Below are 20145 nucleotides of genomic sequence, written 5' to 3' on the forward strand. Positions count from 1 at the left end.
GAGGAAAAATCCCCTCCTTAATTCTAAACGATGTATCAGACATTCAAGTCTTTCATCGGCAATCCGTAATTGTTTTGGTCAAAGATTCCTCGATAGATAAGCTTTAAACCAAGTGTCTGATAATACTTGTAGTCATCACCTTCTGTACAGAGGTATTTGTAACCGTAGCGTAGCATATACTCTTTGAAGAAACGAGCCAAGTCTTTCAGGTTTTCGGCTTGGTTCTTCTTGAAGTTACTGCGCACGATGATGATAGACCAGTCTGGGAAGTTGCCTCTTCTGTTGCTGTACTCCCAAAAGCGGATGTAGCAGTCTAAATCACGCTCACGGATGTCCACGCAAAAGCCATTGGCATTTTGCATCACGCAACAACTGTTTCTGTAGCCGAATTTTTCACACAAGTAGAGATTGAAATCAAGAATTAAATCGTTTTGTAACATAATTGATTGAGTTTAAAAAGTTAATAAATAGTGAATTATAAATGAAAGCCTCGCTTGCGCTTAGCCTTTTTCTTTTTCATCAGGCGATTGAACTCGGCTTCCTCTGCGGCAGTGGCATCATAGGAGGAACTGCCATTCAACAAACCAAGACCGATGCTTGAACCATTGTCGGAATGGGATACGTTTTGCTGTAACTCTTCATCTTTATGCGTGAATCCTTGTTTATGGTATTCACATGAAGAAGCACAAGCTTTTTGCTCCAGTCGGTTGTCGATATTCAAATAGCTGAACTCCCGGCAGACTTTTGAGCCGGAGAAAGAAAAGCCGTTGTACTCAAACTTGACACCCTGTATTTCTCTTGTAGTCCGGCTGACCTTGAATTTCATATCAATGCCACGGTCGGCAAGGGCTTCTTTCAGTTCATCCCAACTTTGAGCTTTGGGCAGTTCCTCTTTCAACACTTTGTATATCTCATGCTTTGCCCGGTCGTATGGGTGCAAGCGTTCCTCCTTGATATGGTCCTTGCCATTGGCAAAGTGCAAGCGGTATTTTGCCGTCAGCATCTTACACGCCTTTTCATTTCTGCGGAAGTCGTTCTTGTCGCTAATCGTCTTACCGTCATTATCCACCCGATTGAAAACGATGTGACAATGTGGATGCTCACGGTCGATATGCCGGGCGATGATGTACTGCGTGTTTTCGATGCCCATCAGTTTCATGTAGTCGTGGGCGATTTGCAACATCAACGCATCGTCAGACTTCAAGTGTTCGCTGTCTTCAGGAGAGAAATTGAGCGAGGTGTGTCCGACAATATTCTTTACCTTGTCATTGAGCAACGCTTGTAATTCAAATTGCTCTGCCATCTGTTCGGGCGTACCATCCACTCCGGCAGCTTCCAGCAATTTGGATTTCTCCTCTTTGAGGACATAGCGGACACAGCCGCCGAACGATGTCCCTTTGGTTTGTTTACCTATCATCTTTCAGTTGTTTTATAAGTTGGTTAATACGCTGCGACATCTCCTCGCATCTTTTGGCAACGGCAAAGAATCCGTAGGTATTTGCCTGCTTCGCCAACTGGTTGAGATTGGTACTTTCACCTATCAACTGACGGATGATGTGGATATGCTCTTTCGTGATTCGCTCACGTACCGTTCCGCTCTCAATGAGCGAACGGATGACTGCGCTTTGGGTCTGTTTGCTCCGTCTGCAAAGCGCACCGAGCCATGCGAATTGGTCGTAAGACAGACGGAGTGTTATCGTATGTTTCTTTTCCATTTTGAATAGCTTTTAGTGAATAATTTGTGACCATCGGGAGCCGCCTCCTCAGACTTTTTGAGGAGCAAGTGGTCGGGAAATGTAATACACCGACATTAACTTGCTACAGTAAAAAAGTCTCGATTCCTTTCCCTTGTTCAAAGTCTGAATCCCCGTTTCTTAGGTGGTGAAACCTTCGGCTGAGGGATGCCTCGTTGTACGCTGATGAGCTTCAAATCGAGTGTTCCTATCAGTGTTTTCAAGTTTGGATTCCTCTTAATCATCTGCTGAAGTATGGCTTCATCGGGGTGTACCTTCAACAGATAATCGGCTATGTCGTACCCCTCTTTCCGTTCGTTTTCGGTCGCTTTGGCTTCCAGATAATCGAACAGTTGTACTTTAATTCCATAGCTTTTCATCAACCCTATTTTGCTCTGCCAATAGTCGGTAGCTCCTAAATCGGGGAATAACACAACGCTTCTTCCTGCAAGAACGGACAGGCTGTTGGCATTGAAACAACCGTTCTTTCCTCCTGATGCAATCCATAGGAATTGGGGTAGGTGGTAGGATGCAATGAGAGCGGTTTTCTCGCTCTCGACCAATGCAACAGGACGGCTTTTATCTTCTGAGAGCAGATGCTCACCGAAGAAACATTGCTTCAAATTATAGCCGTCTTTGTGAAGTACGGAGTGTACCCACGTGACATGATTGTACGGTTCTTTTATCCTCTTGCCAGTTTCAGGATTGTAAAGCATTATCTTACCAGTGCGGATTCTGTTCTGATAATCCATTTGCCAAAATACGGTTGCACCGTCCCAATGCTTGGAAGTACCTACTTTGTATTTCTTCATCAGTTTCAATGTTTCCGTCTCTCCGAATTGAGCCGATAAGAATTGAAACAGTTTGTTGTCGGGATAGCGTTGCAACGACTGGCTGACTATATCCAAATCAATGTAGGAAGTGGATTTTGACTCGGTTTCTTTAATGGGCGTATAGCTCCGAAAGTTATCCTCGGACAACTTTTCCTTTTCAGAAGGATTCCGTTCAAAGTAATCACGGGGTGTGATATGATACCCACATTTCTGCTCGTGGTCGCAACGCCCAACGTAATCAGGGAACTGGATTTGTTTATCAGTATCAATGTACTTGGAAAAACATCTTTTACGGTGGCAGTTCGGGCAAGTATGCCGGGTGCTGACACCCTTGTAGGGTTCTAATATGAATCTATGTGTACTCATTGTATGTTTCTTTTTATAAGTGTCACTTCTGTCGTTATTGTCGTTTTCACTTGGAAAGTGTCAAAACCGACAAAAATGTCACGGGTTAATTTTTGAATATTCTCCATGCTTCTCTTTGCGGAACAGTGTTCCGATATTGTCATTGAGAAAGCGTTGAAATGTCCGTTCCTTCATTCCGTTTTGCTCGGCTACCTGTATCGCTTGGGCAGTTGTAAAGGAAGGAGGCAGCAGATTGACTATCGCCTGTTGCTGACTGTTGAGGGCATTCTCATTCAGAATATTTTGTACGCTCAATGCGGACTCCTTAAAATACTCCGTCAGTTTTATGGCTCTCTCCACCGTCAGCAGGTCGATACACGTCTTGTCGCACTCTCCGCAAGTCCATCGTGCCAGTTGGATAATCAGGCTGAAGCGAATGATGTATATCTCCAACTTGCAATAGATACTCACAATGGTGTCGTTTGTTTCCCGGTCGCACAACTCTGAGAAATGGTGCTGCCACTCGTAAAGCCGTTTCTTGGCATCCTCTGAGAAGAAAAGAATTTGCGGTTCAATCTCTCCATGCTCGTTGAGACTGCACTCCGATTGTATCAGCTTGTCAATGACAGCATTCCATTCTTGCTCTATATCTTCCGGCAGTTCCTTGTCATTCCACCGTGCTTTCTGTTGCAGATTAGGCATCACAAACAGGATGCGGTCGATAAATCCGTTGCTGGAGCGTTCACCTTTAGCCAACTCGTTCAAGATTTTCTTTTGGATAGTACCAATGACCGATATATACGGACGCTTGATAAAGATGGAACTCTTGGCGTTCTTGCGGTCGGATATAGTGGTCTTGGCACTGAATACCGAGAGCCAGAACTGTTCTTCCGAACCGTTGTTATAGCGGTTGAAGTTCTTGAACCAAGCGGACAATTCATCAGCCCACAAGCATAGCCCACGTTTGTTTTGCGCATGAATGAAGCTCAATCCTTCAGGTGTTACATCCGAAACCAAGAAGCGTTTACGAATTGGTTCCTGTGGGAATTGCTCTTCACCACTATCCGCACGTTCTTTGCGACTCATGCTCATAAGCTCATTGTACTTGGCAAGCATTTTCTCAAATTCTTGATTCTGTTTGTAATCATAATCAAGAAACGGTTTCATCGCAAAGCTGAGCGGATGGCTTTTGTTTGCTCCCGGTCTTCCAATCAATGCCATATACAGGATGGGGCTCTCCGTCCATCCTTGCTTGATTTGGGCAAGGTGCGTGTTGCCTATGCCAACTGCTATGGCCGTGAGGATGGCTGCGGCAATATAGTCAGTAGGGTAGTTATGGCATTCGTGTACCTCACGGATGATGCGTTGGATTTTGTTAGGGAATATGCTGATGGGGAATACCGTACCGGACAATCTTGTGCTTAAATCAATCGCTTCATCAATGATAGATACCGGATTAATAGAATACGTATCCATAGCCACACCTATTAAAGTTTCACAGATGATTTGGGCTTATGCCGGACACCGTCTTGCATATTGGCAAGCATCTCTTCGTATGTTTGCTCGGAAGTTTTTCTTCGACCATTCTCAATCCATGCCAGAAGTTCGTCTTCGTAGAAATAGAGTTTCTTGCCTTTCTTATAGGCAGGAAGCAGCCCTTTGCGTACCAATGTATAAATGGTAGGCTTGGCTTTTCGGATGATACGGCAAGCATCCTCAATTTCAACCAACACGTGTTTGTCTGATGCTGGTGGCTGGAGTTCTGCTACCATCTTTTTCAACTCGATGACCTGTTCGGTCAGATAACCTACCGCTTCGGGCAGCTTATCAAATGTTACTGTTTCTTTTTGCATACGCCAATCGTTTTTAATTGTTCGATGGCAAAGGAAACAGGTGTTTCAATGGTGGAATCATTCACCAAAATATAACTGATGAATAACTTTTTGATGTAGTTGGTAGAATAATTGCGAAGATTTCGCTACATTTGCAATGTATTAGTTCTTTGATAGACTGAGGAAGGCTTTGGAGACTAGATTATGCTAAAACCTAAAGCGAGTAATCGCACCAAGTCATTGGTAAAATGGGGCAGATATAGTTTAGAAGTATGGCAGAATGGAGACAAGAACATCTCATATAGTTCGTTCATTATTTCCGATTGTCGATACATGGAAGATTCGTATCTACTTCATTAATTTGTGTCCATTTTTTAGGCACGTGAAAATAGAGAGTACAATGGAAGACAATGTCTAAGCATATTTTAGTTAGGTCATATTGATTTTAGGCACGTGGCAATATTGCCCGAACTAAAATTAAATGCTTATGGCTAAAAAAAAGAAGAAGCCTTCAAAGAGAGGGAAGAAGGCTTACAAAATTTCCCTCCATTGTTCTCCAATGATTGTAACACAGGAGAAGAAGATAAAAAAAATAGCAAAATGGATTAAAGCCATTGCTGAATTTATAAAGGCATTGATTCAATTATCGAATGTAATGAAGCCTTTGATTGAATGGTGCAAATCTTTTTTTGAATTGTTATAATCAGCTCTCTAATTTCTTTTTTTGATGATAACAAATGAAAAATATTTACTATATATACTGGGCGTTAATAAGGGACAGTTGGATTACTTATTGGCACACATAGAAGATTACTATTATTCTTTTGAAAGAGTAAAATTTAATAAGTTTACTGACAAACCAAAGAAGAATAGTAATGGAGAAATTGCCACTAGACAAATAAACTCGTCTAGAGGAAAACTAAAAGAGGTTCAAACGCACCTTTACGATTTTATGTCAAAGCAAGTTGAAATTCCTCAATATGTTTATGGTGGTATTCGGGGGAAAAATAATGTGCGTAATGCTCGTCTTCATCAAGGAAATAAATATATATTTACGACAGACTTGAAGTCATTTTTTCCATCTATTTCTCATAAGCAAGTTTTTCAAATGTTTCTTCGAGAGGGTTGTACGCCTGCTATAGCAAGAATATTAACTAAACTAACTACTCATAAATATCAAGTTCCGCAAGGTGTTCCAACCTCAACTTTAATTGCTAATTTGGTATTTAAACCCATAGGTACGGAAATTGACCAGTTAGCAAAGGAGCATCATATTAAATTTTCAATGTTTGTTGATGATATAACTTTGTCATCTAAAGTTGATTTTAAAAATCTAGTACCTCAGTTCCTTGCAATCATTAAAAAGTCCGGATTCAGAATCAGTCACAAAAAGACACATTATCAAACTAAAAATCCTATTATAACAGGTGTAATATGCCAAAATAACCGACTTCTTGCTCCTTTGGGTTATAAAAAAAAGATAGCAATACTATCCAAGCAGTTCTCAACGCACGAATTTATAAAGAATAAGCTACAAGGAATAAAAGCGTATTTGTCAATAATTGAAAATTCAAGTTCGCTTTGACTATTTATGTTGTCATTATATGTGGTGATTTTATGCAATTCTCCTATCTAATTTAATCTTGCATACGGATTCCGTATGCGACATCTTACGCTCAATGGTAGATATTTCTGAATCACGGAGGGTATGAGCAAATACCCTTTTGATAAATGTGGCTGTCTGCAAACGTGGCTTGCCAAATGCCTTACCTATATTCCAACCAAAGTGCATGATGTCAATGGTTTTTAATTGGGCATCAACCTTTATTTGCTCGACTTTGGGCATAGTATCTGACAAGTAATATTCTGTCACATATCCACATAAGCGATTAAGTGCAGCTTCATCAAGATAGAGAACTAAGGTTTGTTTCGTGTAAGCAATGACCTTTTCAAGTTTCTCTTGTGATGCTCGTTCTTTCTCAGCCATAGCGTTTGCACGGGAAATCTCATATTCTGATGGTTGATTAAGCACCTCAATAGGGATGTTGCTAATGGAGGCTGGAGGAACTTCTTCCTTTGGAAGTTCTACTACTTCTTCATTGGATTCAGGAATTGAGGGAAGAAAAACTTCTTCTGTGGTGTCAGATGTAGTTTCGATTTCTGGTTCAGATTCGGAAACGATAGGTTCTGTATCTATGGTGCTTTCAATAAATTCCTGATGCTCTATTGGAGCATTAATTACCACAATCTTATTGCGATAGCCTTCAAATCTCATAAAGCACTTTTCTATTGTAGGTGAAAGAAGTTGTCTGAATGCCATTTGTAGATTGAGGTAGATAGCTCCTATGACAATAGAGCATACTATAAGAATAAGGTAGCTGCTGAACTCGTCCCAACCATAGTGAAGTACGGTCTGACGGGCTAAAACACCAATGATAATGATTGTACCAAAAACAATCAGATGCAATGTTATCTGTTCTATCTTTTTCTGATCCATAGTGAGTTGTATTAATCGTTTGTGTGCAAATATATAGGATTAATTTTTGAGAAAATCCATAGTTTTGCTTGTCAATGGGCTTTTGACGATATATTTCATCACTTTTCATCATGTTACATGCTTAATAATAAGCGTATTGCAAATTTCTTGTTTTTAGATGAAAATAGTTGGTGCAACAGACTTGTGTATATCAAAAATAAAAATTATCTGCATCATTTGGGATAAACAATGCAGATAATCAATAGGGTATAGAGGTATAGTTTATTAGCAATACAATGTATGGTTTGTACCTTTGTTGAGATATAACAGGATGTTGTAATCTTGATTATGAGTAACTTTGTTTATTAACCATCTCCTGAATGCTGCAGAATGTCCAGTGTCTATTTGATAGGATAGAGCTATAATCATGTTGAGATTATACACATTGGCACTATTCCTATTTTCCAACTTTATACATTGGCAGATGTCATACTTCTTTAAGACATTGGCTTTCAATATTGCTTTTAAACGAGAATTGATTGATCCAACTGTTGTATAGAACAAGTCGGCAATCTCCCAAGCGGTCATCCATACTTCGCCATCGGAAATATGGATGCCTTGTCTGTCGTTTATTATGATTCCTCGTTTCATAGTTATATCTATTTGAGTGATATTTTATTTGCGGTTTCTCGCTTCTTGAAATTGACTAAATCGGCATATATTTGAGTTGTGGACACGTTCTTGTGCGTTAGCATCTTTGATACTGTGTAAATATCTGTACCCAAGGAAATTTGGATGACCGCATACGAGTGACGAAACCCGTGGAAGGTTATCGGTTTCGTTATTCCTGCTTTTTTGAGCCAGCTTTTCAGTGGATAGTTAATCATACTCCGTTTCAAGTCCTTGAATACTTTGCCTGTTCCGGGCGTACCGCATAGTTCGTAGGCTTCGTAACTGATGGGGAGTGTCGCTTCCGTTTGGGTTTTCTGTGTTCTGATACGCAGACAATAGCCTTGGTCGGGAGCGATAGTAAAGTCCTCCCATTGTAAATTGAGAATATCACTGATGCGTAAGCCTGTCAGACAAGCGAATAGAGAAGCGGCTTTTAATACGGGGATGTCGCAAGGAGTGGAAGCGAGTTGCTTCACTTCTTCTAATGTCAGATACTCCTTCTTTACATCTTGCGGCTCTATCTTGTCAAGGTAATCATTGATGTTCTCCCGAAACCATTTGTCCCGATAGGCAATCTTCAACAATCCTCTAAAAGTAGAGTAGTAGCCGGATGCTGAATTGAGGGATATAGGGCGGTTGCTGTGTTTAAGCTGCTTGGCGTTCAACAGGTATTCACGAAACTTCTTGCACAAGTCTACATTCACTTCACCGAAGGTACATTGCCCCTTGACGAAGTTATAGAAATGCTGATAGACAAATGTCCATTTCTGGTCTTTGCTTCGGCACATCTTCTTGAAGTAGGCAAGGAAGTCAGCTTTCTGTTTGGTCTTATCCAAGAAGCCGAACTCTTCATTGATGAGCGACTGCACTCTGATGCAGCGGATAGCTTCTGCCTTGTTCAACATATCGTTGTTGAACTCCCTTTCCATTTCGTTTTTCGGGTGGGCATAGATGTAGATGCCGAGGTATTCTCGACGGCTCATCTGCATAGTCTCAGGGTTGCGGACTGCCGGATAATAATCCAGATACAAGGAGATGCGATTATTCCGAATCGCTCTCTGACGAACTGTTACTTTTGTACACGTGTGTGTCATACTGATTAATATTTAGAGTTTTACATTTGTTTGGTGCAAAGGAATAAGGTGATCCAATGGTGGGAATATTCACCGATAAATAACTTATTCAATCTTTGGGGCTGCAAGTAGCTTATCCAGTTCGGGTTTGGAGATAAGCGTGTATTTGCCCTTCTTGACCTTTGGAATATTATGATACTTCGCATAATGATAGAGTTGGTCACGGGTAAGATTGAACTTCTCCATAGCTTCGGCTACCGTATAATACTGCGGTTCTTCGGGTGTTGCTACACCTTTGGCTATATCGACATGCTTCTTGGAATAGTACACCATGATACCCTCTTTCTTCTTTGGAATGGCGTTTTTGGAAACGAAAGTGTAGATGGCTGATAAGGTCATACTGAACTTCTTCTGCATTTCCTGTGTGCTATACCATTCGGTAATGTCGGGATTCGGGGCTTTCTTTGCAAAGTAAGCGTCCATGTGCTTCTTGCTCCAGTAGGTCTTGCCACGATTGAAAGTTCGAGGAATGTTGTTTTTCTTAGCTACCGCAAATATCCATGACTCGTTTACATGGTATTTCTCTTTCACTTCGGTTGTAGTATAGAAGTCGGTGATAGGGGCTTTCTCTTTTGTAGGAGTATGGAACTCTGTCGGATTATTGAATAACTCATCAATATCCTCTTTCTTCAAAAGGTATTTGAAGCCCAATCGAGTGACCTTTAATTCCCCTCGTTTAATATATCCGTAAACGGTAGGTCGGGTTACTCCGAGATAGATTGCGGTCTCGGTAATTGTGAGAAATGGTTTGTCTTTGATTCTTTCAATAGGCTTTTCATCAATCTTCTTCTCCACGAATTGATTGTTAGCCTTGATTACTTCATCACGCTTCTTCTTTTTATAAAGAGAGTTGGCGCATTGTTTGGAACAACATGCCGTTGTTGTTTTCTGGGCGATAAATTCTTTACCGCACCAAGCGCAAATTCGCTTAATTTTCAGGTTACTGCTCATTTTAATTCATCTTTATTTCTCCGTTATTACTGTAAATTCCCGTAAAACCGTGTAAAATGGCGTATAGTTTCTCTACTACCTTTCCACAGGATTTTCGGTCTTCAACAAGCGAGCAACAAATGCGGTACAAAAATGAGCTGAATAAGCCCTATAAACGATAACTATCGCTTATAAGGCTAAAAAGAAAGGCGCTCAAAATGAACGCCTTGATAATCGTTGATGATATATGCTAATCGTTGGTAATCACCACTTACTTGCCGATGCAAAACTTACCAAATATATTCTCTAATATTTCATCATTGCTGATTTGGCCTGTTATTTCTCCCAGGTAGTGCATGCATTCACGGATGTCCTGGCTGAGGAAGTCGCCGGAAATGTTTTGGTCGAGGCCGTTTATGACGCGGGTAATGGCTTCATGAGCTTTTGTCAGAGCTTCGTAATGGCGGACGTTTGTGACGATGACGTCGTTTTGGCTTAGCTCTGGGATAGAAGCGGCCTTTAGGAGTTGTTGTTGCAGCAATTCGGTATTGTTTTGTTGCTTGGCTGAGATGTAAAGACGTTCTGCCGGAACATTGGACAGGAGTTGCTGCTTGGCAGCCAGAGCTTCGGGTGACAGCAGGTCGGATTTGTTAAATATTAATAGTGTGTGCTTGCCTTCGGTTTTGGGGATGATGACTTGTGCGAGCGATTCTATTAATTCTGGCGGACTGGTTAGGTCAATTACCCAAAGAACAATAGAAGCCTGTTCCAGTTTCTTGAATGTTCGTTCTATTCCAAGGCTTTCTATCGTATCGCTGGTCTCGCGGATGCCGGCGGTATCAATGAAACGGAAGTTGATGCCTGAAATATTGATCGTGTCTTCTATCACATCCCGGGTTGTGCCGTGTATATCGGAGACAATGGCACGTTCTTCTCCCACTAAAAGATTCAGTAAAGTAGATTTTCCTGCATTGGTTTCACCTATTATGGCTACGGGAATACCGTTTTTTATAGCGTTGCCCACACTAAAGGAATCGGCTAGCTTATGAATTAGTTGTTCAATGCCGGATGCCAGTTGCTTTAGATTTGAACGGTCGGCAAACTCTACATCCTCTTCGCTGAAATCGAGTTCCAATTCGATGAGGGATGTGAAGTCTAGTAACTGATTGCGAAGTTTGCTTAATTCATTGCTGAATCCTCCGCGCATCTGGCTTACTGCCAGTTTATGTTGTCCGGCGGAAGTAGAGGCAATAAGGTCGGCAACTGCTTCGGCCTGGCTAAGATCTATTTTGCCGTTAAGGAAGGCACGTTGTGTGTATTCGCCGGGCAAAGCGGAACGACAGCCTTTTTCGATAAGCAGTTGCAGTAGTTGTTGTTGTACATAAACAGAACCATGACAGGTGATCTCTACCGTATCTTCTCCCGTAAATGAATGCGGATTACGGAATAATGCCAGCAAAACATCGTCAATCATCTCTCCGTTACGATAAATGCTACCGTAGCTGAGCGTATAGGCTTTTTGCGCCGTTACGCTGTTTCCTTTGGTTCTGGGAACAAAGATAGAGTTGCAGATTGATATGGCTTCGGGGCCGGAAACGCGAATAACTGCTATTCCTCCGGCTCCGGGTGCTGTAGATACGGCACAGATTGTATCCTGATTCATGATTAAACGGTTATAAGTTCATATTGTTGAGTTCCTAGCCCTAGCTTTTCGGCATGTTCCAAACCTGCCTGCCAGTTTGTGTCGGGATGGATCAAATGGAACTTGTCTTCGCCTTCCAGATGCTGATGGGGATGAGCTTCCGAGAGACGGTTTACGGTTTGCAGTGCAGGTGCGTTGGTAACCAGATCGGCACATGCTTTATCCAATGCTACCGGATCGAAAGAAGCGGCAATTCCTAAATCGGGGACTATGGCTGCATCATTGTGGTTCCAACAATCGCACTCGGGAGATACATTCATGATGAAACTTACGTGGAAGTGAGGTTTATCCAGTAATACGGCTTTTGTGTATTCGGCAATCTTGTAATTCAGCCGTTCGGAAGTGTCCCACGAAGCCAGAACAGCCCCTTCGTATTGGCAAAGTGCCACGCACTGTCCGCAACCTACACATTTGTCATAATCGATAACAGCTTTGCGGTTATCATTCAGGTGTATGGCATCATGTGCGCAATGTTTTACACAGATGTTGCATCCTTTACATTTTTCGATGTCTATTACAGGTTGCGAATTACCGTGTAGTTCAAGCTTCCCGGCTACACTGGCACATCCCATTCCCAGATTTTTCAATGCACCGCCAAAGCCGCTTTGTTCGTGTCCTTTAAAGTGATTCATGGAAAGAACAATATCGGCATCAACAATGGCTGTACCTATTTTAGGTGCCGGGCAGTACTCGCCGTTTATTTCGATTTCCCGGCAGTCGGTTCCTTTCAGGCCATCGGCAATGATTACATCGCATTGGGCGGAGATAGGATTAAACCCGTTTTCCATGGCACTCCTTAGGTGATCAACGGCGTTGGAGCGGCGTCCGGAATATAGCGTATTGCAGTCGGTCAAAAAAGGTCTGGCTCCCAAACTGCGAAGCAAGTTTGCCATACGGGCTGCATAATTAGGGCGGATATAAGCCAGGTTGCCAGGCTCTCCAAAGTGGATTTTAATGGCTACAAATTGGTCTTTAAAATCGATTTTCTCAATGCCGGCACGTTTAACAAGGCGCTCCATCTTGTCGAGCAGGTTGCTTGACGGCGTAGTGCGTAAGTTGGTGAAGTAAACTTTTGAGGTTTCCATTTTCTTTATTGATTTATGTTACAAAAGTACAAAAGAAGGGGCTGTCCAACAAGTCTTTTTTGTCCAAAGTATCCGGAGCTATAACTCCAAACACTTTGGAATGATAAGTGGCCTTATGGCGACCCGAAAGGAACTTACCGGAGACAGCTTCCATGTTTGCTGCTTATCTGTTTGATGTATCGTCTAGTGTATATTGAAGTTGGTCTAGCATAAGAGGAACTTCATTTTCTTCGATGCCGGCAACAAGCAGGTCCGGAATGTCCTGGATAAACTGTTCCCGGAATTTATTGAAGTCGTAATCATCGGCTTCTATGGCCTGCTTATAGTAAGAGAGTGCCCCTTTGATATTTTGCAGAGCCCATTCGGTATGACCGGCATTCAGATAGTCTTGCGTATCGGGCTGGCTGTCCGTTATCTTCTTGTAATAATTGCGTGCCTGGTCATATTTTCCTGTCAGAAACGAGCACCAGGCTATCGGCCGCCATGCCTTATGGCTTTTGTTGTCCAGATAATCTACCTTGAAATAGTATTTTAATGCTTCGTTGTAATTCTTCAGTTCCAGATAACAATGTCCTATGCTGATCTGGGCAGATAAGTTATCCGGGCTAAGCGTTTCGTAGCGACGATAATACTTCAATGCTTCTTCCGGTTGTTTCAATGTGCGGTAGCAGCCTGCAATTCTCCGGATCACCCATTTGCTTTCCGTATTGAGCAGGTCGGCACGAAGGTAGGCTTCCAATGCCCCTTCTATATCTCCGCCCATTTGTTTGCAATAGCCTATTTTCTGGAATAGGATGTCGCTACCTTGAATATGCTCCGATAAACGGTTGTAAATAATCAGGGCATCGGAGAAGTAATTCTTGCGGAGGTAATATTCCGCAATGGTAGTCAGGCTTTCTTCGTCCGAGATGTAGGGTTGCAGTATCGGAAGATTATGGAAATCGATCGGAGAGGTAAATATGTCTTCAAAATCGAGATGACTGGGGTATAGTTTGAAGAAACGGTACAAATCCTGAATGTACTGTCCTGTAATTATTTCCTCTTTGCCTCTTTTACTGATCAGCTCTTCTTTGCTTTGTTGTATCATTTCGTTGGCCTGGCTGTCAAATTGATTCATCATCATGCTACGGTGTGCTTCCGGCAGTTGCATCATGCTGAAATAAAACGAATACTTGTCCGAGTTACACATAAATCCGGCAGTAGTCATCGTGTCGAGCATTTGTTTTTCGGCACTGTCTTTGTTAAAACGGTCTCCAAATGCTGTGTGTGATGTGGTAAACGGCATAAACCAGTTGCTTAGTTCCCTGAAAAACGGGAAGTTCTTCAGATGAACAAACGTAGAATGCATCACATCGGCTCCTTCCTGTTGTAGTTCGCTGAATTCTTCCATCTTCTTACCTAGCGAACTCATCTCTTGCCATTCCGGATTCATCTCGTCTCCGAGTTGTTCGGGGTTAAAATCTTTCAGATTGATCTTCTTGCTGATCTTAGGACTTAGTTTCATCATTTCAGGGATGATCTCGTCTTGCAGTTTACGGGTAATCTTTTCCGTTTCTCTGGCCAGGATAAACCGTAGGATAATCGTACGGATTGCCTTGGTGAGGTTGGGTGTTTTTTCGTCCAGTGCAGCTAGCCTGTTTGCTATCTGCGGATATAACGCTGTGCGTTTCCTGTATTTACATAAAGTGAGCAAAATGCCGATCAGGGCACGGACACGTATTTCTTCATTGTCCAACGATGCAGCATCGAAAAGCAACATGAGCTTTTCTTTATCAAAGGCCATTTGTAACCCGAGCATTAAGGCAGACACCGTCTGTGCACCCACACTGGTAGGCAAAGCGGTGTCTGTCAATATGTCTTGTATGCCTGCTACTTCTTCTGCCGTAAGAGGGTTTGAAACCCATATCTTGTGGAAAAGAACAATCAGCCCGGCTTCAAACCGTACTTCCTCTTTTACTATTCCAACCGGAGTAGATAGCATGCTGTGCAGATTGGTATAGCTCATCTGCTGCTGGGTTTGCAGATTACGTCGATGGCTGTAATAAACCAGAGGCGATTCGATGGCCAATGCTTTATGTTTCACCAAGTCTGCCAATTCGTATGCCGAAGCTACCAGATTGTTATATATCTGTTCCTGCATCGGATCTTTGGCGCCTTCACCCCGGTAGCGAAGCATGTATCTGTATGTCTCCTGTGCTTCGTCTAATTTATCCTGAAAAGAATATTCACGACTGCCGGCTATAAATCCTTGCAGGAAATCGAAAGCATTCTTCAACTCTCTGCTATCCAATGAACCAATGATGCGGTTGTATGCTTTGTTTATTTCTTGTATTGTCATAATCTATTAACAACAAATGGTATGCCAAAAGTATTATTTTTCTTTCAACAACAAACAATTGCTTGTCTATTTAATAGAAGAATGTGTGTCAAAAGTCGGAATTAAGGAACGCATACTGCGCATATTACGCAGACTACGCGCAGAGAAACCTATTACATTCCCCTGTCAGACCAATCTCCCTACCTAGGGAGATACTTTCCCTCTACCTAGGGGGATCTTTTCTCCTTACCTAGGGAGATTATTTCCCCCTACTTAGGGAGATTGGTCTGACAGGGGGAGGGCGGGACGCCGGACGAGGCTAAGACAAAGAGGGAGTGTAGGCAGTATATACGGGGTTATGCCGTGAACGTGCCTTTATGCTGCATATCCTGTTTGCAGAACTGCTGTATTGCCGAACGTTTCTTTCATATTTATGAGAGAGCCAAAAAAAACAGTATATTTGTACCGCAAAACATACATCCGTAAGATGATATCTTGTAGTAAGATGATCTTTACCGGAGGTGTTTCTGTTCTAGAAATAAATAAATTACGGTGTAAAGATGAAGAATATCCGCAATTTCTGTATTATTGCTCATATAGACCATGGTAAAAGTACCTTGGCTGACCGTTTGCTTGAGTACACCAAAACTGTAGAGGGTAAAGACTTGCAAGCACAGGTTCTTGATGATATGGATCTGGAGCGTGAACGTGGTATCACGATTAAAAGCCATGCTATCCAGATGAAGTATAATTATAAGGGGGAAGAATATATACTGAACCTTATCGATACTCCGGGACACGTAGACTTTTCGTATGAAGTGTCTCGTTCCATAGCCGCTTGCGAAGGTGCTTTGTTGATTATTGATGCCGCACAGGGTATTCAGGCACAGACCATTTCCAACCTGTATATGGCTATAGAAAATGATCTAGAGATTATTCCGGTGATGAATAAGATTGACTTGCCGAGTGCTATGCCGGAAGAAGTGGAAGATCAGATCGTAGAGCTGCTGGGCTGCCCTCGGACAGACATTCTGCGTGCCAGTGGTAAAACAGGAGAGGGTGTTTTCGAGATACTTGATACGATTATAGAAAAAGTTCCGGCTCCGAAAGGGGATCCCGAAGCTCCGTTGCAGTGTCTTATTTTCGACTCCGTGTTTAATTCTTTCCGCGGTATTATTGCTTATTTCAAGGTGGTAAACGGGGTGATACGTAAAGGTGATCATGTCAAGTTTATTGCTACCGGCAAGGAATATGATGCCGACGAAGTTGGGGTATTGAAGCTGGATATGTCTCCCCGTAGTGAAATCCGTACTGGCGACGTAGGTTATATAATTTCCGGTATAAAGACTTCCCGGGAAGTTCGTGTAGGTGATACTATTACGCACGTGGACAGACCCGCAAAAGAAGCAATTGCCGGTTTCGAAGAGGTAAAGCCGATGGTGTTTGCCGGTGTTTATCCTATCGAAACGGAAGACTTTGAAAACTTGCGTGCGTCGTTGGAAAAGTTACAGTTGAATGATGCCTCCCTTACCTTCCAACCGGAAAGTTCTGCTGCATTAGGCTTTGGATTCCGTTGCGGTTTCCTGGGTTTGTTGCACATGGAGATCGTGCAGGAACGTCTGGATCGCGAGTTTAATATGGATGTTATCACAACAGTTCCGAACGTATCTTATAAGGTCTATACAAAGAAAGACGAATGTATCGAAGTGCACAATCCGAGCGGTTTGCCCGATCCTACGTTGATTGACCATATAGAAGAACCGTTTATCCGTGCTTCCGTCATAACTAATACGACCTACATTGGTCCGATCATGACACTTTGCCTGGGTAAACGTGGTATATTGCTTAAACAGGAGTATATTTCCGGTGATCGTGTCGAGATTCACTACGATCTGCCTTTGGGCGAAATTGTGATTGATTTTTATGATAAGCTGAAAAGTATTTCCAAAGGGTATGCCTCATTCGATTACCATATACATGATTTTCGCCCCAGTAAGTTGGCAAAGTTGGATATACTGCTGAATGGCGAACCGGTAGATGCCTTGTCTACACTTACACATGTAGATAATAGTGTAGCCTTTGGACGTCGCATGTGTGAGAAGCTGAAAGAGCTTATTCCGCGCCAGCAGTTCGATATTGCAATTCAAGCTGCTATTGGAGCTAAGATTATTGCCCGTGAAACCATAAAGGCTGTCCGTAAAGATGTTACGGCTAAATGTTACGGTGGTGATATTTCGCGTAAACGGAAACTGTTGGAAAAACAGAAAGAGGGAAAGAAACGTATGAAACAAATCGGAACAGTGGAAGTGCCCCAAAAAGCATTCCTTGCTGTACTGAAATTAGATTAAAACGAAAAAGTTGGATGTGTAGAAAGGATGCCTCGGTTTGAAGCATCCTTTTTTGTCTTCTAATCCGTCCATTCCATTGGAACGGACTTGATGTTTTCTTCCGGTTGATCCTGTTTGGCGAAAAGCCAGTTGCCAATGACCAGGTAATTCATTCCCGTACTCATAAAGCAGCAATAGGCGTCATCGGGCGTACAAACGATAGGTTCGCCTCTGACATTGAAGCTTGTGTTTACAAGAACGCTGCAACCCGTCAGTTTCTTGAAAGCGTTCAACAAAGAATAATAACGCGGATTGGTTTGCATCGATACTGTCTGGACACGGGCACTGAAGTCTACATGTGTTATAGCTTGCAGCGACGAGCGGTTTACGTAGAGCTTTTCTAAATAAGGCAAAGCCTCATAATCATAGGGTAGTGGTAATCTGTGGCTTACGGATAGATTTGCTACTTTAAGCATATAAGGCGAGGTTTCGCTCATGTCAAAGTATTTGGAGACATCTTCTTCTAAGACACTGGGGGCGAAGGGACGGAAACTTTCCCTGAACTTTATCTCGAGATTCAGCATTTTTTGCATGCTGGTGTTTCTAGGATCGGCCAGGATGGAACGGTTTCCCAATGCTCTTGGTCCGAATTCCATTCTTCCCTGGAACCAGCCTACAATCATTCCGTCGTTAAGCAGCGAGGCTACCTTATTATATAATGTATCGTTGTCCAGCCTTATGCCTTGCGCGTTTTTCTTTCGCATAAATGCCTGGACAGACGCGTCGGTAAAGCATGGCCCCAGATAAGAACCGGACATACTGTCGGGTGTGTGTACGGTTCGTTCTTCTTTTAGGTAAGTGTGCCAGGTTGCGTAAGCGGCACCTAGAGCGCCCCCGGCATCTCCAGCTGCCGGTTGAATCCATATTTTGTTGAACAGATTGCTGCGTTCTATCTTTCCGTTGGCTACGCAATTCAGAGCAACGCCTCCGGCCAGCACAAGGTTGGCACATTGTGTCAATTGTTTTGTGGTTTCAATAAGCCGCAGCAATACTTCCTCAGTGACAGACTGGATGGCATAAGCCAAATCCATGTATTTCTGAGATAATTCCTCCTCCGGCTTCCGGGGTGGAAATCCGAAAAGCTTTTCCCATTTACTGTTTTGAGTCATCTTTAATCCTGTGGCATAGTCGAAGTAATCCATGTTAAGCAGGAAGGAACCATCTTGGCGGATGTCTATCAGACTTTCTTTTATAATCCGGATGTATTCCTGTGTTTGGGATGAAAGGGTGCCATAAGGTGCCAATCCCATCAGTTTATATTCTCCGCTGTTCACTTTGAATCCACAGTAATAGGTGAATGCTGAATAAAGCAGTCCGAGAGAATGCGGAAACTGAAGTTCGCGAAGTAACCTGATCTCTTTGCCTTCGCCAATACTGATTGTTGTGGTCGCCCATTCGCCAACACCGTCTACTGTCAGGATAGCTGCTTTGTCAAAAGGAGACGGATAGAAAGCACTTGCCGCATGCGATAAGTGATGTTCCGGAAATAGTATTTGTGTGTCTATTTCTTGTTTCAGAAGCTCTTCACACAGGATACGTTTCATGTAAAGCTTTTCCTTTACCCATACAGGCATAGCTTTGGCGAAATTACGGAAACCTTTCGGAGCGAAGGCGTGGTATGTTTCCAGTAACCGTTCAAACTTGATGAATGGTTTTTCATAGAATGCTACATATGAAATATCAGTACCGTTTATTCCAGCCTCTTCCAATACATATTTTATGGCATGATGAGGAAAGGAAGAATCATGTTTGGTACGTGTAAAGCGTTCTTCCTGTGCTGCGGCTATTACCTCACCGTCTATTAGTAAAGCAGCGGCACTATCGTGGTAGTATGCAGATATTCCAAGTATAGCTTTCATCCGTTATTTCAGTATCTCCAGCAGTTTGTTCAACTTCGGAGCCATGATGATTTCCGTACGGCGGTTCTTACTGCGGCCGTCAGCTGTTTCATTGTCGGCTACAGGCATAAATTCTCCCCGGCCGCTGGGTTGTATTTGCAACGGGTTCACACCATAATCTTTGGTAAGTATGCGGACAACGGAAGTTGCACGGATCACACTCAAGTCCCAGTTGTCTTTGAATTGGGCAGTGTTGATTGGCTTACTATCCGTATGGCCTTCTATATATACATCTATGTCTGTCTGTTTATTCAGCACTTCTGCCAATTTAGCCAGTGCTTCTTTACCGCGTTTGTCTACTTTGGCGCTGCCCGATTCGAAGAGAAGTTTGTCGGACATGGCAACATATACTTTGCCATCTTTTTCGGTAACCGTAAGTTCATCGCTGCTGAACCCCAGAAGAGCATCTTTTACACTATTCAACAGGTTTTGTACTTTCTCGTTCTGGGCATGGATCAAATCCTGCAGTTCGTTGATGGTACGTTCGCGCTTGTCTAATTCACTCATCTTTTCACTAAGAAGCGAATTTAATTTATCCTGTTCGCCCATATTGGCATTGAGCATTGTCTGATAGTTACGGATGTTACGTCCCATTTGTGCTGTGTCGCGCAACAATTCATTCAGACGGGCAGATAACTGGGTATTGTCGTCACCGCATTTACCAAGTTGTTCCTTTAAAGCTTCGGCACGTCCGATAGCTTCCAGACGACCGTTTTCGGCTAATAAATACTTCCCTTTTGTAACGCAGGAAGTGCAAACCAACAGTGTTGAGGCTGCTACGATTACTGCTTTCTTCATAATG

The 20145-nt window shown here is 42.7% G+C and carries 18 protein-coding genes; 3 read left to right on the forward strand and 15 right to left on the reverse strand.

Annotated features, from left to right (window positions below; all coding sequences use genetic code 11):
• Positions 1–35: 35 nt before the first annotated feature.
• The 6 genes from C4S38_RS14915 to C4S38_RS14940 form a co-directional block, all read right to left on the reverse strand.
• A complete protein-coding gene (locus C4S38_RS14915; RefSeq protein ID WP_103984362.1) occupies positions 36–440 on the reverse strand; it encodes a hypothetical protein in 405 nt (134 codons plus the stop codon).
• A gap of 35 nt (positions 441–475) precedes the next feature.
• Positions 476–1417 (reverse strand): relaxase/mobilization nuclease domain-containing protein, encoded by a 942-nt coding sequence (locus C4S38_RS14920; RefSeq protein ID WP_103984363.1) that lies wholly within the window; start codon positions 1415–1417, stop codon positions 476–478.
• The gene (locus C4S38_RS14925) at positions 1407–1715 is read right to left on the reverse strand and encodes a MobC family plasmid mobilization relaxosome protein (protein ID WP_010800412.1); all 309 of its coding nucleotides are present in this window, start codon (positions 1713–1715) and stop codon (positions 1407–1409) included. Before C4S38_RS14925 ends, C4S38_RS14920 begins: the two co-directional genes overlap by 11 nt.
• Positions 1716–1852: 137 nt before the next feature.
• Positions 1853–2932, reverse strand: coding sequence for a DUF6371 domain-containing protein (locus C4S38_RS14930; protein ID WP_103984364.1), 1080 nt, complete (start codon positions 2930–2932; stop codon positions 1853–1855).
• Between the two features lie 78 nt (positions 2933–3010).
• Positions 3011–4387, reverse strand: coding sequence for a DUF3987 domain-containing protein (locus C4S38_RS14935; RefSeq protein WP_103984365.1), 1377 nt, complete (start codon positions 4385–4387; stop codon positions 3011–3013).
• A gap of 11 nt (positions 4388–4398) precedes the next feature.
• Positions 4399–4764, reverse strand: coding sequence for a helix-turn-helix domain-containing protein (locus tag C4S38_RS14940; protein WP_103984366.1), 366 nt, complete (start codon positions 4762–4764; stop codon positions 4399–4401).
• Between the two features lie 466 nt (positions 4765–5230).
• Between C4S38_RS14940 and C4S38_RS14945 the strand changes: the two genes are divergently transcribed.
• Positions 5231–5446 (forward strand): hypothetical protein, encoded by a 216-nt coding sequence (locus C4S38_RS14945; RefSeq protein WP_200817987.1) that lies wholly within the window; start codon positions 5231–5233, stop codon positions 5444–5446.
• A 24-nt stretch (positions 5447–5470) separates the two neighbouring features.
• The gene (locus C4S38_RS14950) at positions 5471–6328 is read left to right on the forward strand and encodes a reverse transcriptase family protein (RefSeq protein WP_103984368.1); all 858 of its coding nucleotides are present in this window, start codon (positions 5471–5473) and stop codon (positions 6326–6328) included.
• Between the two features lie 30 nt (positions 6329–6358).
• Here C4S38_RS14950 and C4S38_RS14955 read toward each other — a convergent pair whose 3' ends face one another.
• From C4S38_RS14955 to C4S38_RS14985, 7 genes are all read right to left on the reverse strand, one after another.
• A complete protein-coding gene (locus C4S38_RS14955; RefSeq protein WP_103984369.1) occupies positions 6359–7240 on the reverse strand; it encodes a mobilization protein in 882 nt (293 codons plus the stop codon).
• A gap of 264 nt (positions 7241–7504) precedes the next feature.
• Entirely contained in the window at positions 7505–7870 is a 366-nt protein-coding gene (locus tag C4S38_RS14960) for a lipofamily protein (RefSeq protein WP_103984370.1), read from the reverse strand.
• 8 nt (positions 7871–7878) lie between these two features.
• The gene (locus tag C4S38_RS14965) at positions 7879–8985 is read right to left on the reverse strand and encodes a site-specific integrase (protein ID WP_103984371.1); all 1107 of its coding nucleotides are present in this window, start codon (positions 8983–8985) and stop codon (positions 7879–7881) included.
• An 84-nt stretch (positions 8986–9069) separates the two neighbouring features.
• On the reverse strand, positions 9070–9975 hold the full coding sequence (locus tag C4S38_RS14970) for a helix-turn-helix domain-containing protein (RefSeq protein ID WP_103984372.1): 906 nt from the start codon (positions 9973–9975) through the stop codon (positions 9070–9072).
• Positions 9976–10225: 250 nt separating this feature from the next.
• Complete coding sequence (gene mnmE / locus C4S38_RS14975) at positions 10226–11617, reverse strand: tRNA uridine-5-carboxymethylaminomethyl(34) synthesis GTPase MnmE (RefSeq protein WP_200817988.1); 1392 nt, start codon at positions 11615–11617, stop codon at positions 10226–10228.
• A gap of 2 nt (positions 11618–11619) precedes the next feature.
• A complete protein-coding gene (locus tag C4S38_RS14980; RefSeq protein WP_099463322.1) occupies positions 11620–12741 on the reverse strand; it encodes a DUF362 domain-containing protein in 1122 nt (373 codons plus the stop codon).
• A gap of 163 nt (positions 12742–12904) precedes the next feature.
• On the reverse strand, positions 12905–15079 hold the full coding sequence (locus C4S38_RS14985) for a tetratricopeptide repeat protein (protein ID WP_103984374.1): 2175 nt from the start codon (positions 15077–15079) through the stop codon (positions 12905–12907).
• A gap of 539 nt (positions 15080–15618) precedes the next feature.
• Between C4S38_RS14985 and lepA the strand changes: the two genes are divergently transcribed.
• Entirely contained in the window at positions 15619–17406 is a 1788-nt protein-coding gene (lepA, locus tag C4S38_RS14990; RefSeq protein WP_099463320.1) for a translation elongation factor 4, read from the forward strand.
• 59 nt (positions 17407–17465) lie between these two features.
• On the opposite strand, the gene C4S38_RS14995 is transcribed toward lepA, so the two are convergent.
• Complete coding sequence (locus C4S38_RS14995) at positions 17466–19304, reverse strand: carbamoyltransferase family protein (RefSeq protein WP_103984375.1); 1839 nt, start codon at positions 19302–19304, stop codon at positions 17466–17468.
• A 3-nt stretch (positions 19305–19307) separates the two neighbouring features.
• Entirely contained in the window at positions 19308–20141 is an 834-nt protein-coding gene (locus C4S38_RS15000; RefSeq protein ID WP_103984376.1) for an OmpA/MotB family protein, read from the reverse strand.
• Positions 20142–20145 lie beyond the last annotated feature (4 nt).

Source organism: Parabacteroides chinchillae (genome assembly GCF_900108035.1).
In the GTDB taxonomy this organism is placed as follows: Bacteria; Bacteroidota; Bacteroidia; order Bacteroidales; family Tannerellaceae; genus Parabacteroides; species Parabacteroides chinchillae.